This window comes from Halomonas sp. ISL-56 (genome assembly GCF_018612805.1).
Lineage (GTDB): Bacteria > Pseudomonadota > Gammaproteobacteria > Pseudomonadales > Halomonadaceae > Vreelandella.
Window position 1 is genome coordinate 139,689 of record NZ_JAGGRO010000016.1, and the last position, 14,677, is coordinate 154,365.

14 protein-coding genes are annotated in these 14,677 nt (G+C 56.2%); 8 read left to right on the top strand and 6 right to left on the bottom strand.

Features of this window, described 5'->3' with window-relative positions:
* Positions 1-39 precede the first annotated feature (39 nt).
* The gene (gene gatC / locus J7J49_RS14260) at positions 40-327 is read right to left on the bottom strand and encodes an Asp-tRNA(Asn)/Glu-tRNA(Gln) amidotransferase subunit GatC (RefSeq protein WP_064236522.1); all 288 of its coding nucleotides are present in this window, start codon (positions 325-327) and stop codon (positions 40-42) included.
* 230 nt (positions 328-557) lie between these two features.
* Here gatC and J7J49_RS14265 point away from each other — a divergent pair, with 230 nt between their 5' ends.
* The 7 genes from J7J49_RS14265 (at position 558) to tldD (ending at position 10,454) form a co-directional block, all read left to right on the top strand.
* Complete coding sequence (locus J7J49_RS14265; RefSeq protein ID WP_007114671.1) at positions 558-1,595, top strand: rod shape-determining protein; 1,038 nt, start codon at positions 558-560, stop codon at positions 1,593-1,595.
* A gap of 24 nt (positions 1,596-1,619) precedes the next feature.
* Positions 1,620-2,549, top strand: coding sequence for a rod shape-determining protein MreC (gene mreC, locus J7J49_RS14270; RefSeq protein ID WP_064236523.1), 930 nt, complete (start codon positions 1,620-1,622; stop codon positions 2,547-2,549).
* On the top strand, positions 2,549-3,037 hold the full coding sequence (gene mreD / locus J7J49_RS14275; RefSeq protein WP_064236524.1) for a rod shape-determining protein MreD: 489 nt from the start codon (positions 2,549-2,551) through the stop codon (positions 3,035-3,037). Before mreC ends, mreD begins: the two co-directional genes overlap by 1 nt.
* Complete coding sequence (locus J7J49_RS14280; RefSeq protein ID WP_215093506.1) at positions 3,034-3,615, top strand: Maf family protein; 582 nt, start codon at positions 3,034-3,036, stop codon at positions 3,613-3,615. The genes mreD and J7J49_RS14280 overlap by 4 nt, the downstream gene beginning before the upstream one ends.
* Before the next feature lie 70 nt (positions 3,616-3,685).
* On the top strand, positions 3,686-5,149 hold the full coding sequence (gene rng, locus J7J49_RS14285) for a ribonuclease G (RefSeq protein WP_215093508.1): 1,464 nt from the start codon (positions 3,686-3,688) through the stop codon (positions 5,147-5,149).
* 2 nt (positions 5,150-5,151) lie between these two features.
* Positions 5,152-9,006: a YhdP family phospholipid transporter gene (locus J7J49_RS14290; protein WP_215093509.1), complete on the top strand. Its 3,855-nt coding sequence runs from the start codon at positions 5,152-5,154 to the stop codon at positions 9,004-9,006.
* Positions 9,003-10,454, top strand: coding sequence for a metalloprotease TldD (tldD, locus tag J7J49_RS14295; RefSeq protein ID WP_215093511.1), 1,452 nt, complete (start codon positions 9,003-9,005; stop codon positions 10,452-10,454). The genes J7J49_RS14290 and tldD overlap by 4 nt, the downstream gene beginning before the upstream one ends.
* 22 nt (positions 10,455-10,476) lie before the next feature.
* Here tldD and yjgA read toward each other — a convergent pair whose 3' ends face one another.
* Positions 10,477-11,010, bottom strand: coding sequence for a ribosome biogenesis factor YjgA (yjgA, locus tag J7J49_RS14300; RefSeq protein ID WP_064236529.1), 534 nt, complete (start codon positions 11,008-11,010; stop codon positions 10,477-10,479).
* 170 nt (positions 11,011-11,180) lie between these two features.
* Between yjgA and pmbA the strand changes: the two genes are divergently transcribed.
* On the top strand, positions 11,181-12,521 hold the full coding sequence (gene pmbA, locus J7J49_RS14305) for a metalloprotease PmbA (protein ID WP_215093513.1): 1,341 nt from the start codon (positions 11,181-11,183) through the stop codon (positions 12,519-12,521).
* A 15-nt stretch (positions 12,522-12,536) separates the two neighbouring features.
* On the opposite strand, the gene J7J49_RS14310 is transcribed toward pmbA, so the two are convergent.
* The 4 genes from J7J49_RS14310 to hpf form a co-directional block, all read right to left on the bottom strand.
* Positions 12,537-12,806, bottom strand: a complete 270-nt coding sequence (locus J7J49_RS14310) for an HPr family phosphocarrier protein (RefSeq protein WP_064236531.1) — start codon at positions 12,804-12,806, stop codon at positions 12,537-12,539.
* Between the two features lie 44 nt (positions 12,807-12,850).
* On the bottom strand, positions 12,851-13,780 hold the full coding sequence (gene rapZ, locus J7J49_RS14315) for an RNase adapter RapZ (RefSeq protein WP_215093515.1): 930 nt from the start codon (positions 13,778-13,780) through the stop codon (positions 12,851-12,853).
* Positions 13,781-13,884: 104 nt separating this feature from the next.
* The gene (locus J7J49_RS14320) at positions 13,885-14,355 is read right to left on the bottom strand and encodes a PTS sugar transporter subunit IIA (protein WP_064236533.1); all 471 of its coding nucleotides are present in this window, start codon (positions 14,353-14,355) and stop codon (positions 13,885-13,887) included.
* Positions 14,356-14,359: 4 nt separating this feature from the next.
* Positions 14,360-14,668, bottom strand: a complete 309-nt coding sequence (gene hpf, locus J7J49_RS14325; protein WP_007114683.1) for a ribosome hibernation-promoting factor, HPF/YfiA family — start codon at positions 14,666-14,668, stop codon at positions 14,360-14,362.
* Between the last annotated feature and the right edge of the window lie 9 nt (positions 14,669-14,677).

Genomic DNA, 14,677 nt, shown 5'->3' on the forward strand with positions numbered 1-14,677 from the left:
TGCTCGTGTGCCGTTACTCAGCGTGTTTATGCACTAAGTTTATTCAACGACGCGGGGCACCAGATACAGGCCATTTTCCACTGCCGGAGCACAGCGCTGAAAGGTTTCGCGCTGGTTAGTTTCGGTTACTTCATCGGCGCGCAGTCGCTGGGTCGCATCGAGCGGATGGGCGAGCGGCATAACGCCTTCAGTATCGAGGCTTTGTAGCTGGTCGACCATGTCCAGAATCCGGCTTAGGTCGTCGACAAAGCCGCTGGCTTGGTCATCGCTGACGGCGAGTCGGGCCAAGTGAGCGGCCCGGCGCACATGAGATTCTTCAAGCGCCATGATCGATATTTCCTTGTCAATGTGATGGAACATAATCCGCTTTAGGCGGTATACATACCGATATCAAAAAATACGTCTTGTGTCGCAGACGTGGAAAATAGCCGCAAAAGGTACCACATCTTGGCCTCAACGGGCAGTCTTAGGCGCGACTCGTGCTTGCTGCCAAGGGGTTGCGGTGATACCGTTTGCATCCGCACAGGGTTCCCGGTCTGCACTAGGTAACAACATCCATGTTTAAACGTTTGAGGGGGCTGTTTTCCAGCGATCTATCGATCGACTTGGGTACGGCCAACACACTGATTTATGTACGCGGTCGCGGTATCGTGCTCGATGAGCCATCCGTGGTTGCTATCCGCCAGTCTGGCAATATGCGCAGCGTCGCGGCAGTCGGTACCGATGCCAAGCGAATGCTGGGGCGCACGCCGGGTAATATTACCGCGATTCGGCCGATGAAAGATGGCGTTATTGCCGACTTCACCGTCACCGAGCAGATGCTCCAGCATTTTATTCGCAAAGTTCACCAAAGCACCTTCTTAACCCCCAGCCCGCGTGTGCTGGTGTGTGTTCCTTGCATGTCAACGCAAGTAGAGCGCCGGGCAATTCGTGAGTCAGCAGAAGGTGCCGGTGCCCGCGAGGTGTTCTTGATTGAAGAACCCATGGCGGCGGCGATTGGCGCAGGCCTTCCGGTTGATGAAGCGCAGGGGTCGATGGTGGTGGATATCGGTGGTGGTACCACTGAAATCGCGATTATTTCACTCAATGGCGTGGTCTACTCCGAATCCATTCGGGTGGGTGGCGACCGCTTTGATGAGGCCATCACAGCCTACGTGCGTCGGCACTACGGCAGCCTGATTGGTGAGGCGACAGCTGAGCGCATCAAAGAGGAAATAGGCTGCGCTTACCCCGGCGGCGAACTACGCGAAATTGATGTGCGTGGTCGTAATCTAGCCGAAGGTATCCCGCGCAGCTTTACGCTTAATTCCCACGAAACCCTGGAAGCGTTGCAAGAAACCCTGGGTTCTATCGTGGCCGCCATTAAGAGCGCCCTTGAGCAGTCACCGCCTGAATTGGCGTCTGATATTGCCGAGCGAGGCTTGGTGTTAACGGGCGGTGGTGCGCTTTTACGCGATCTGGACAAGCTTATCGCTGAAGAGACGGGGCTACCGGTGATCGTTGCCGAAGATCCGTTGACCTGCGTTGCTCGCGGTGGTGGTAAAGCGCTGGAAATGATTGATCAGCACACTTTTGAGTTGCTGTCGAGCGACTAATCGCAGCGGTTAATTGCGGGGGGATTGCCTATTAAACCGCTGTTTTCGCACGGGCCATTGCCGGGCTACCGGCTGTTTTTTTGCGCCTTGGCTGCCAGTGCATTGATGTTTGTCGACCTGCATTTCACGCGCATGGAACAAGTGCGTGCGCAACTGTCGATGGTCGTTGCCCCTATTCAATGGGTTGTTAGTGTGCCTAGCGACCTGTTGAATTGGGGATCGCTTGCGCTCTCTGATCAGCAGGCATTGGTGGATGAAAACCGCCGCCTGCGAGAGCAGATTCTTACCCTTTCCCATCGTGGTCAACGGTTGGCAAATTTGACTGCGGAAAACAGCGAACTGCGCGAATTGCTGCAAGCGGCTAAGCGCCGTGATATTCCCTATATCACGGCTGAGCTGCTGTCGCTGGATAATGATCCCTTTAGCCATCAGATGGTGGTTAACCGTGGCCACCGTAACGGCGCCTATGTAGGTCAGCCGGTCATTGATGCCTCGGGGCTAGTGGGGCAAATTACCGCGGTCTCTGCCTATTCCAGCCGTGTATTGCTGTTAGCCGACGCCAGTCACGCCTTGCCGGTTCAGTTAAACCGCAATGGATTACGCTTTATTGTCCAAGGGGCGGGGCGTTACAACAGCGTAAATGTAATGTATGTGCCTGATACGGCGGATATCCGTGAGGGTGATTTACTGACCACGTCGGGCTTAGCTGGGCGCTTTCCACCGGGTTACCCGGTGGCGCGCGTTACCGAGGTCTATCACGATCCAGGCAAACCGTTTGCGCGTGTTACGGCCGCGCCTATGGCCCAACTGCAGCGCTCACGTCACTTCTTGCTGCTTTTTCCGCCCCCGCGAACGGAGGTGGAGGAGCATGCATGGGATGAAACGCTGGATATCTCTTCAGAGGCTTTACGCTCTTCGCTTCAGCTTGCTAAACCCGATCAAGAGGTGCCTTGATGCCCCGTGCACCGGTAGTGCCTATTTTAGTTATTTGGCTAAGTCTGCTTCTGGCGTTATGTTTGCAAGTGATGCCGTTAGCCGATGGTTGGCAGGTGTATCGTCCCGAGTGGTTGGGGCTTATGCTCATCTACTGGTGTATGCGGACTCCCGATAGAATCGGCGTTTTTCATGGCTTTGTACTGGGCATTTTGATGGATTTAATTGAAGGCACAGCGTTGGGGCAGCATGCGCTCATCTATGCGCTGTTGGCATTTCTATGTGCTCTGGTCTACCCACGTTTTCGGGCCTATTCGCTGGTACAGCAGTCGGCACTGGTGCTGGTGCTGCTGGGCTTGATGCAGTTGGTCGCCCAGTGGCTGCGCACTATCGTGGGTGATTTTTCGATTCATTTGGCGTTTTTAATTCCCGCGCTGATCAGTGCACTGCTATGGCCGTGGCTGGCGACGATGTTCCAGGCGTTAGAGCGTCGGTTGGCCGCCTCATGATTGCACCTGTTTTATGTTTGGCCTCGGCTTCTCCACGCCGTCGGGATTTGCTCGCATCCATTGGTGTGCCGGTCAAGGTTCATCCTTGCGATATTGATGAGACGCCGCTGGTTGGGGAGTCGGCTCAAGCCTATGTAAAGCGCTTGGCGGTTGCCAAAGCCGAGGCGGCGGCCCCTCTAACTGATTTACCGACCCTCGGTTCAGATACCGCTGTGGTGGTCGATGGGCGTATTCTAGGTAAACCGGTGGATGCCGAGGAGGCTGCTGATATGCTGCGGCTACTTTCGGGGCGGTGTCACGAGGTACTTACCGCCGTGGCGGTGAGTGGGCCAGCGGGAATGCTTTCCTGCTGTGTGACAACCCAGGTGACGATGCGTGAGATCAGCGCCGATGAAATCGCTGCCTACTGGCGTACCGGTGAGCCCGCAGATAAGGCGGGAGGCTACGCTATACAGGGATTAGCGTCCATATTTGTAAAACAGATTCAAGGCAGTCACTCAGCAGTGGTAGGGCTACCGCTGTTTGAAACGACGCACTTGCTATGCCGACAGGGAGTTCCTATCTGGCAGCGCGTTTAACGCCCTTGAATAAAGGGTGTCGCCGCCTGTATCGCTGGCAAGGAATACGTCAACCAACAAGGAATTTTGCATGAGCGGTGAAGTTCTCATCAATTTAACGCCAATGGAAACCCGCGTCGCGCTGGTCGAAAACGGCGTTTTGCAAGAGGCACTGATCGAGCGTTCCCGCCGGCGTGGCATCGTGGGCAATATCTACAAAGGCAAAGTGGTTCGTGTACTGCCTGGCATGCAGGCTGCCTTTGTTGATATTGGCTTAGATCGGGCGGCGTTTATTCACGCCCACGAAGTGATGCCTCCCGGCATACCGCTTGATGAGCAGCAGACTATCGGCCAGTTGCTTCACGAGGGCCAGGCGTTAGTGGTGCAAGCGACCAAAGACCCTATTGGTAGCAAAGGGGCGCGCTTAACCACGCATCTTTCGATCCCATCCCGCTATCTGGTCTATATGCCTGATTCTCCTCATCACGGCGTTTCGCAGCGTATTGAGGATGAGCGTGAGCGCGAGCGGTTAAAAGCCCTGCTAGACAGCAGCGTGGCGGAGCAGACGCTGGAAGTGACGGGAGGCTTTATTGTCCGTACTGCCGCGGAAGGCGTCGGTGACGAAGAGCTAAAAGGGGATATGCACTTTCTACTGCGACTGTGGCGCAAAGTTAGCGAGCGAAAAGTAACCGCTACGCCGCAAAGCGTGATTTATGATGATTTGCCGCTCTTTATGCGTACTCTGCGCGATGTAATGCGCGACGATATCGAAAAAGTGCGTATCGATTCACGGGAAAACTTCGTCAAGCTAGTCGAGTTTGCTGAAGAGTTTATGCCCGACGCGGTGGAGCGGATTGAATACTATCCCGGCGAGCGTCCCATTTTTGATCTTTACAGCGTCGAAGATGAGATCCAAAAAGCGTTGGGGCGCAAGGTACAGTTGAAATCCGGTGGCTATCTGGTGATTGACCCCACTGAGGCAATGACCACTATTGATGTCAACACCGGCGGTTATGTCGGTCATCGCAACCTTGAAGAGACCATTTTCAAAACCAACCTTGAGGCGGCCACGACAATAGCCCGCCAGCTTCGGCTGCGTAATCTAGGCGGCATTATCATTATCGACTTTATCGATATGGCGGATGTTGAACATCAGCGACAGGTCTTGCGGGTGTTGGAAAAAGCCTTAGAGCGTGATCATGCCAAAACCAAATGCACTGGCGTTACCGAGCTTGGCCTCGTTCAATTGACCCGTAAGCGCACCCGGGAGAGCCTAGAGCAAACGATGTGTGAAGCCTGCCCGACTTGCAGTGGGCGGGGGACGCTTAAAACGCCAGAAACTGTTTGCTATGAAATCTTTCGTGAGATACTGCGCGAAGAGCGCGCTTATAGCGCTGAGACCTACATGGTGCTGGCATCACAACCTGTCGTTGATCGTTTGCTGGATGAAGAGTCAGCCGCGGTGGCTGACTTGGAGGCGTTTATCAATAAAACCATTCGCTTTCAGGTTGAGCAGCACTACTCCCAAGAACAGTACGATATTGTGCTGATGTAACCATGCTAACGCGTTCGCTGGTGCGTTGGAGTTTGTTGATCGCTGCCTGGCTACTGGGCAGCGCGGCTGTGCTGCTGTTACTGCTGCGCTTGGCGATTAGCCAATCCGATGCCCTAACCCCCCGCATTGAAGCGCTGCTTGAGGCGCGCATTGGCGTGCCGGTCACCATCGATCAGCTATCGCTTTCGCTCGCTCGGAGCGACTTTTTGTTACGCCTTGAGGGTGTAGACGCGGAGACCCCCGATGGCCAAGCGCTATTTTCCCTGGAACATGCGGGGCTGCGATTGGATACCTGGGCATCGCTTGTCAATATGGCGCCGATTTTTAGCGACGCACGCATCAGCGGTACTCAGTTTCACCTTTATCAAGGCACGGGAGCTACTTGGCAATGGCCTGAACCCGCTGAGTTACCGCTGCTAATGGCGCCGGATCCAGAGGTCGACCTTGATACTATCGATACTTGGACCGGCTTGATTTTGCGGCAACGCGTATGGGTAGACGATACCCGGGTAGTCCTGCATGGTCGCCATAATACCGTAATGCTGTATGCCGAGACCTTGCTGCTAACCGGCGATGAACGGCGCACAAGAATGGAAGGCGCAATCAATATTGCGGAATCCATGCAGCAAGCTCGAGTTGAAGCTCTGCCCGCAGCGGAAATAAAAGTCGAAATGCAGCCCGGCCGACAGGGCTTCAGCGATTTTTCGGCAGCATTGCAACTCGATGTTCAGCTCGACCAGTTAGTTGTTCTGGCAGATATGTTCCGGCCGGATCATGCCGCTTATTTAGAGCAAGCTGGCGGCAGTGCGCGGCTGTGGGGGCGCTGGAGCGCCGGACGCCTTGAGGAAGCTCGCGTCGCTGTCGATGTTCCCCAGTTAACGCTACGCCATCAGGTTCAGTACGCGGTGTTAAGGGACATTGAGGCCAATGGTTTATGGCAGCGCGACGGCGACGGGGGGGAAGCGTGGCTAAGCGGTGATGCAGATAGCGTGGAGTGGGCGCAGCCCCCTGGAGGTAGCGTTGGGCCTGCCTTGCCACGCCACTGGCATGCCACCCACCAGCCAGGGCAGTGGGAAGTACGCACCAGTGCTTTTGAACTCGCCTCGCTAACCGCTTGGCGCGATTATGTACTGCTCCCCGAGTCCGTCACCCGGGTATTGCAAACCCTCGCCCCCCGTGGGCAAGTCGAGGGGTTACACTTGGGACAGCAAGATGGCCACTGGGGAGTGGACGCGGCGCTAACTGGCGTCGAAGTCTCACCCTGGCAGCAAGCGCCCGGTGGCGGCCCTCTGGATGCCTGGGTGCAGGCGCGAGACTTCCGCGGGCGCGTGCTGTTTAGCAGTAATGGCGAAAGTACCCTCTATTTCCCCGAGTTTTTTGCCGCCCCCATGCAGCTGCGGCGCGCTGAAGGGGAAGTCGAATGGGTATACGACGGCCCCAATACCATGGTGAGTGGCAAGCGGCTAAGCGTTGATTGGGACGGTGCGCAGATAGCGGGTGGCTTTGGTTTGGTGACCGGAGATCAGCGTGGTCACTTTGGTTTAGATCTGACGTTCAGTGACGTGGATGCTGTGGAGCGTCCGCTTGCTCAGTGGTTGCCGCTCAGCGTGATGGGCGACGAGCTGCGCGAATGGCTGCTTAATGATATTGGCGGCTACGTCAGCAAGGGCTCGCTGCAGCTAAGCCAGCCGTTAGGCGAAGGGGCGACTGCCCAGGACTTTACAGCAACGCTTGCCTTGGCGGTGACGCAAGGGCATTTGCCGATTGCGCCAGGCTGGCCACGCCTTGACGATGTCGAGGGGCGACTGAAGTGGCAAAACAAGGTGTTAGAGGCTGAAATTGATAATGCCCAGAGCCATGGTGTCACGGCTTCAGAGGGCGAGGTGGTGATGGAGGATGAGACGCTCAACCTTTCGGGGCAGTTAACCTCGGATGGGCCAGCGCTGATATCATTTTTACAGGCGATGCCCGAGATCGACCTTTCCCAACTAAGTGATTTGCGCGTGACGGGGGACGTTAACGGCGATATTGCGCTGTCGTTGCCGTTGGCAAACCCTGAGGCGCTGCAGCTGGAAATTAATGCTCAGCCGCGCTTCTCGGAAGTGGTTTATCAACCGCTCGACCTTCGCCTTCAATCGGTTGAGGGGGATCTCGCTTGGCTTCAAGATGGGGAGAGTTCGGGACTCGTCGGCGAGGCTAGTGGTCAGTTGCTTGGGGGGGCTATCAACGCTGATATTGATACTCAAAGCGACGGCATACAACTGCAAGGGCGTGTCGCTACCGCGGCGCTGTTCGGGCTTGCTGGGTTAGACAGTAGCCAAGGGCGCCTGCCCTTTGAAGGGCCGATAGAGTGGCAGGGCCGTGTCACCCTAAGCCCAGCGCCCTCCCTGCGTCTTGAGAGTCGCTTGCTCGGCGTCACCAGCCACCTGCCCGAACCGTTTGCCAAATCACCACAGCAGCCCTGGCCGTGGACATTGACCGCTGATTTAGATGCCAAACGACTTGAAACGCAGCTGGCCGATATCGTTTCAGCACGCATCCAACAGCGTAATGGCGAGCTATCAGGGTCGCTAAAGTTAGGCAGCCAAGCGGAGCGCCTGCCGGGCTGGCCCACTCAGCCCGGCATCAGTCTTGACGCTGCCGTGCCAAGGCTTGATCCGTTAGCGTGGCAGCGGGCGATAGCGCCGCTAATGGCTGGCGGAACCACTATGCCGTCAAGTGAAGGCACTCAAACACCGCTGGATGTCTCGTTAACCACCCCCTGCGTGGTTTATCAAAGCGAGTGTTTAGGCAGTCTTAACGCATCTGGAGGCATCAACGCTGGTCTGATCGATTTGGGCCTAAGCGGTAACCTGGTCACCGGGCGTTTACAGTACGATGCTGAGTCACCGCAACCGTTAGACATGACCATTGAAGCGTTGGCGCTTGATCGCTTGTTGGCGTTAGCCAATGTCGAACATGACAGCGATGCACCGATGCCCGACTCCTGGATGGAATCAGTCGAAACTCAGCGTCAGGCGCCTATGGCCATTCCGGATTGGCTGGCCGATGTGCCCAATGGGCGATTGCGTTTAGCCGAAATTGCCATGGGGCCGCGCCGCTTTGGCCCCTTGACCGCCTACTGGAAAACCGACGGTGAGCGCTTTTCGCTTACCCCTGTCGGCTTAACCCTGGGCCAGCTATCGGCGCGCGGCGAGCTGCACTGGGAGGGGGATGCTGTTTCGAGTCATACCCGCGCAGACATTACGATTCAGGGCGGAGATATTGGCACTGCCCTTGAGCGCCTTGACCAGCCGGTGGCCATGCGCAGCCGAAGTACCGATGTGGTCGCCTCGCTTGACTGGCCGGGGGCACCCTGGCAATTGGAGTTAAGTCGCTCAGATGGCTATATCAGTACCGACATTCGCGACGGCCGTTTTGTCACCCTGGAGTCGGCGCCTGCGCGGTTAATTGGCTTGCTTAATTTCGATAATATTTTACGTCGTCTGCGCCTGGATTTTTCCGACGTAACCGGCCGGGGCACGGCATTTGACCGTGTCAAGGGCACCGCTGATGTTACCGGTGGGCTGTTGACGCTTCGCGGGCCATTGCAAATTGATGCCCCGGCCACCACCCTAACGCTTACCGGCAGTGTCGACCTGGTGACGCGTGAACTTGACCAGCGGCTTGGCGTCACACTACCAGTGACGCAAAGTTTACCGATCGCGGCTATCGCCGTTGGCGCACCCATCGTGGGCGGCGCGCTGTTCCTTGCTGACCAGCTATTTGGCGACGCTTTAGATCGTGCCACGACACTCCATTATCGCGTGCGAGGCCCTTGGACCTCGCCGCAGGTTACTTTAGAAGGCCCCCAATGACCGCATATAAAAGTGATGTAGATACGGCTGCTGCCATTCTGTTGACCCCTGGAGGGCTTGATTTAGACGCTCTGGAAACGGGGTTGGGCTACGCCATGGGCGCGGGCATTGACTACGCTGATCTGTATTTTCAACGTACCTGGCAAGAGGGTTGGGTGCTGGAAGATGGGGAGGTGAAAGAGGCTAGCTACAATATTGACGGCGGCGTCGGTGTGCGCTCCCTGGCGGGTGAAAAAACCGGATTTGCCTACTCCAACCAAATTACGGCCGATGCGTTAATGGACACTGGCCGGACCGCTGCAGGTATTGTGCGCAGTGGTCAACGCCTGCCCGGGCAGTTGGTTCAACCCGTTTCGGCTACGTCGCGCTACGCGGGGATTGACCCATTAGCCGGGCTAAGCGCCGAAGAGAAAGTCGCCATGTTAAAACAGGCTGACCGAGTCGCCCGTGCCGCAGATCCTAGCATCAGTCAGGTGAGTGCTTCCCTATCGGGCACCTACGAAGTGGTGTTAGTGCGGGCCAGCGATGGCACTTTGGCGGCAGATATTCGCCCGCTGGTGCGCTTTAATGTCAGCGTGATTGCGGTTAAGAACGGACGCCGTGAGCGCGGCAGCGCGGGCGGTGGTGGTCGTTACTCCATGGCCAAATTGCGCGATGATCAAGTCGCAGAGCAGTACGCTAAAGAAGCCGTTCGTCAGGCGCTGGTCAACCTGGAAGCCATTGATGCGCCCGCTGGGCAAATGCCGGTGGTGCTGGCGTCAGGCTGGCCGGGGATTTTACTCCATGAAGCCGTCGGCCACGGCTTGGAAGGGGATTTTAACCGTAAGGGAAGTTCCGCCTTTGCGGGCCAAATGGGTAAGCGGGTAGCCGCTAAAGGCGTCACTATTGTCGACGATGCTACGCTAGCGGATTGCCGTGGCTCCATGAGCGTTGATGACGAGGGCACGCCGGGCCAATACACGCCGCTTATTGAAGACGGTATTTTGACTGGCTATATGCAGGACAAACTCAATGCTCGCTTAATGGGTATGGCCCCCACAGGCAACGCGCGGCGTGAATCCTTTGCCCACCTGCCGATGCCGCGTATGACGAATACCGTTATGCTCGCAGGTCAAGAAGAGCCCAGCGATATCATCAAAAGCGTTAAGCGCGGTATTTATGCGGTGAGCTTTGGCGGCGGTCAGGTGGATATTACCTCGGGTAAATTTGTGTTCTCTGCCAGCGAAGCCTACCTAATTGAAGACGGTAAAGTGACGGCGCCGGTGAAAGGGGCCACCTTAATTGGTAATGGGCCGGCAGCGATGCAGCGTGTCTCCATGATTGGCCACGATATGGCGCTGGATGCCGGCATCGGCGTGTGTGGTAAAGAGGGGCAGGGAGTGCCGGTGGGTGTCGGCCAGCCTACCTTGAAATTGGATGAGCTGACCGTCGGTGGGACTCAGTCTTAAGTACTGGTCTTAAGTGCTGCCTTTAAAGAGCAAGCGTTTCGCGCAGGTGTTTGAAGAGCTTGCGCGAGCTGGTGGGTGGTTTGCCCTGTTCGCGTTCTCGCTGGGCGTTGCGAATCAACTGACGCAAAGTCTGGCGGTCGGCATCTGGGTGCTCTGCCATAAAAAGGTCAACAGCAGGATCGCCTTCGTCAATTAAGCGTTCCCGCCATTTTTCCAGTCGGTGGAAGGCATGGTCGCGCTGCTCCTGCTCCTGATCGATGGAATCGAATACGCCTTGAATGGCGGTGAGATCCTCTTTACGGATTAGCTTACCGACATACTGCATATGACGGCGGCGACCTTCATGGGAACGAATGCGCGAGGTTTCCTCGATAGCGCGCAGCATATCGTCAGAGAGGGGGAAGCGGGCGCGTTCCGCCGGTCGCATGGCGATTAAGGTTTCCCCAAGTGCCTGTAAGGCATGCATTTCACGTTTGAGTTGCGACTTGCTAGGGCGTTCTTCCTGCTCTTCTACTTCATTAGTACTTAGGACGGGATCGGGACGTTGCTTACGCATAGTGTGACTCACAGACAAGATTCGTGGCGGCATTATACCAGCTGCGAGTACAACATTGATTCGCCGAAGATACTCTCTTGAAAGATACTCTCTTGAAAGACGTTCTCTTGAAAGACGTTCTCTTGAAAGATATTCGGTTGAGAGACATTCGGTTGAAAAAAGGAGGCCATATGGCACAGGCATTTGATGCATCCGCGCAGCAGTCGTTATTGACCGCGCGTGCCGAAGAGGCGCTAGCGCTGGCAAAACGCTTGGGCGCGGATGCTGCCGAAGTGGGCGCCAGCGTTGATCAGGGCATCGGCGTTAGCGTTCGTCAGGGTGAAGTTGAAACGGTTGAGTTATCCCGTGACCAGGGCATTGCCGTCACGCTTTACGTGGGCCAGCGTAAAGGCAGCGCCTCGTCCACAGACGCCAGCAGCGCCTCGATTCAGGCAGCGGTGGAGAAAGCGCTGGCGATTGCTCGTTATACCGGCGAAGACCCGGCCGCAGGGCTAGCTGACGCTTCTCTGATGGCCGCCGAGTTGCCCGATCTAAAAGTGCACTACCCCTGGGCCCTGACAACGGATAAGGCGATTGAGCTGGCGCTTGCCTGTGAGCAGGCGGGGCGCGACGTTGAAGGCATTTCCCAGTCGGATGGCGCGTCACTTTCCAGCGGCGAAGGGGTACGCGTTTACGCCAATAGCCACGGCTTTTTAGGCACCCAAAAGGGCAGTAGTCACTCACTGTCATGCATGCTGATTGCCCAAGACGCGGCCGGTATGCAGCGCGACTACGACTATACCTCTGCCCGCGACCCCAAGACGCTGCGTGACCCCGCCGAGGTGGGCCGCGAGGCCGCCGCGCGCACGCTGCGCAGGCTGGGTGCTAAACGTCCCCCCACGGGTACCTTTCCGGTGCTGTTTGACCCCTCGTTGGCCAGTGGCTTAATTGGCCATCTGCTTGGTGGTTTAGCCGGTGGCGCGCTCTACCGTCAGGCCTCGTTTTTGTGTGACCGGCTCGGCACACCATTGTTTCCAGACTGGTTTAGTCTTGAAGAGCGGCCCATGGATATTGGTGCCACGGCCAGCTCGCCATTTGATGGCGAGGGTGTGCAAACCCGCAATAATCGCTTTATCGATCAGGGTAGCATCGCAAGCTATATGCTCTCTGCTTACAGCGCTCGTCGGTTGGGTATGCATACCACGGGGAATGCCGGTGGGGCGAGGAACGTAAGGTTAGCGGCGCCGCTGCAATCACGCGAAAGCCTGCTGCAGGAGATGGGCAGGGGTATTTGGGTGACTGAGCTGATGGGCCAAGGCGTTAATGGCGTGACCGGTGATTACTCCCGCGGTGCAGCAGGTTTTTGGGTCGAAAACGGTAAGGTGCAGTACCCGGTTGAAGAGTTCACCATTGCCGGTAACCTAGATCGGATGTTTGCTGGATTAGTCGGGATTGGCGATGACACTGATACCCGTGGCAGTGTTCACACGGGTAGTTGGTTGATTGATGCGATGACGGTGGCGGGTGACTAACAGGTATAGCGGCGGCTACTGATCTTCCTCGAAGCGGGCATCGAACAGCGCTTGAATGGCTTCAAGCGCCTGTTCGGCGTCATCACCTTCGGCGTTGATCGTTAGCTCGGTACCGCAAGGGGCGGCTAGCATCAGCAGTGACATGATGTTGGCGGCGTCAGCTACCTGTTGCTGTTTGTAAACACGTATTTTAGCCGTAAACTGTTGGCCGCATTTGACCAGTTTTGTCGCCGCGCGAGCATGTAGCCCGCGTTGATTGGTAAGTGTGAGTATTCTTTCTGGCACCCTGGTTCCTTCTCGCCGAGTGGTGTCATTAATGGATAGACGCGCTAAGTCTCTTTCCGTTCGTTGTTGGAAGTAGCGCTGAGGAGAGCCGCCGCCGACTGTTCACCCAAGGTGTAGTGCAGCCCCAGTTCACGATGGCGTAGTTGAACGTCGCCCATGCTAGTGGTCAACCTCTCCGCCAGCTTCTCGACCATGTAGACCGAGCGGTGTTGGCCACCGGTGCAGCCAATCGCGATGGTCATGTAGCTGCGTTGGCTATTCTGGTAAGCGGGTAGCCAACGCTCAAGCCACGCCAAAATATCGTTGCTCATGGCGTCAACAATAGGGTAGCTGCTCAAAAAAGCCACAATATCAGCGTCACGGCCGGTGAACTGGCGCAGCGTTGGATCCCAGTAAGGATTCGGCAGGCAGCGCACGTCGAAGACCAAGTCAGCATCTAACGGCACGCCGCGTTTGTAGCCGAATGACTCAAGGGTCAGCGTTAGCTTATCGCGGTGCTGGTGCGCTACCTGGTCGGTAATGCGACGGCGTAAATCGTGTACCGATAACCGTGATGTATCGATCAGTAAGTCGGCTAGGTCGCGAATATCCTCCAGCGTCTCTTCTTCTTTATTAATCGCTTCTTCGAGGGTCATTTCACTATCGCGAGTCAGCGGATGACGTCGCCGGGTAGCCGAGTAACGCTCAAGCAGGATGCGGGCATCGGTGGTCAAGTAAATCACTTGAAAGTTAATTTTACGCTGGCGCAGCTCCTCTAACAAAGAGGGCAAGCGCTCCAGCGCTCCCGGCAAATTACGGGCATCAATACTGACCGCCAAATGAGCACGGTCACCCTGGCCGCGTAATTCGTCCACCAACGAGCCCAGCAGCATAGCGGGGAGGTTATCAATCGCGTAGTAGCCAAGATCCTCCAGCGCCTGTAGAGCGATAGATTTACCTGAACCTGAGCGGCCGCTAATGATCACCAGTTGCATAGAGTCTCTCTTTGCCTTGGTCAAGCTGCGTTAAGGGTGGTGAGCGAAACATACACCTGCGGTGCCTAACCTTAAATAGGTTTTAAAAAAGGTTTTAAGACCAGTTAGGCCGCTGATTGCTCACGAATTTTGGCGGTGATGAGCTCAAGCAATTCACGCTGACTGGCCGCTTTACGCAGCAGCTGGCGTGTATCCGCATCATTCATGATGGTCGCTACTTGGCCGAGCAGTGAAAGGTGCGTGTCATCTGCTTCTTCGGGTACCAACAGTACAAACACCAGGTCTACCGGGTCGCCGTCGATAGCGTCAAAATCAATCGCTTCTGACAATTTTAAAAAACCAGCGATAGGGGCGGTGCAGTGGGGGCTACGCGCATGGGGAATAGCCACGCCGTTACCAATACCGGTGCTGCCTAAGCGTTCACGGCCGATTAAACGGCTAAACACTTCTTGGCTGTCCAAGCTGGGAATATTTTGGGCAATAAAGGTGCTGTAAAACTCCAGCACCCTTTTTTTGCTGCCCCCGGGTACGTCAAATAGAACGCGTTCCGGGGGAAGTATGGTTTCCAACGTCATTGAATTAACGCACACCTGCGCCTTGGGCGCGAGCTTGTGCTTTTTCCTTGTGTTTAACGAGTTGACGGTCGATTTTATCCGCTAGGGCGTCGATAGCGGCGTACATATCACTGTCTAGGGCTTCCGCATGTAAGTCAGCACCTGCGGCGTGCAGCGTACAGGCGGCCTGCTGGCGCTCTTTCTCCACTGATAAGGTGACTTGCACCGTAGTTATATTGTCGTAATGGCGCTCTACACGCTCAAGCTTTTCGTTGACATAGTCACGCAAGGCGTCAGTCAGTTCTACGTGATGACCAGTGATATTTACTTGCATTGACGTACT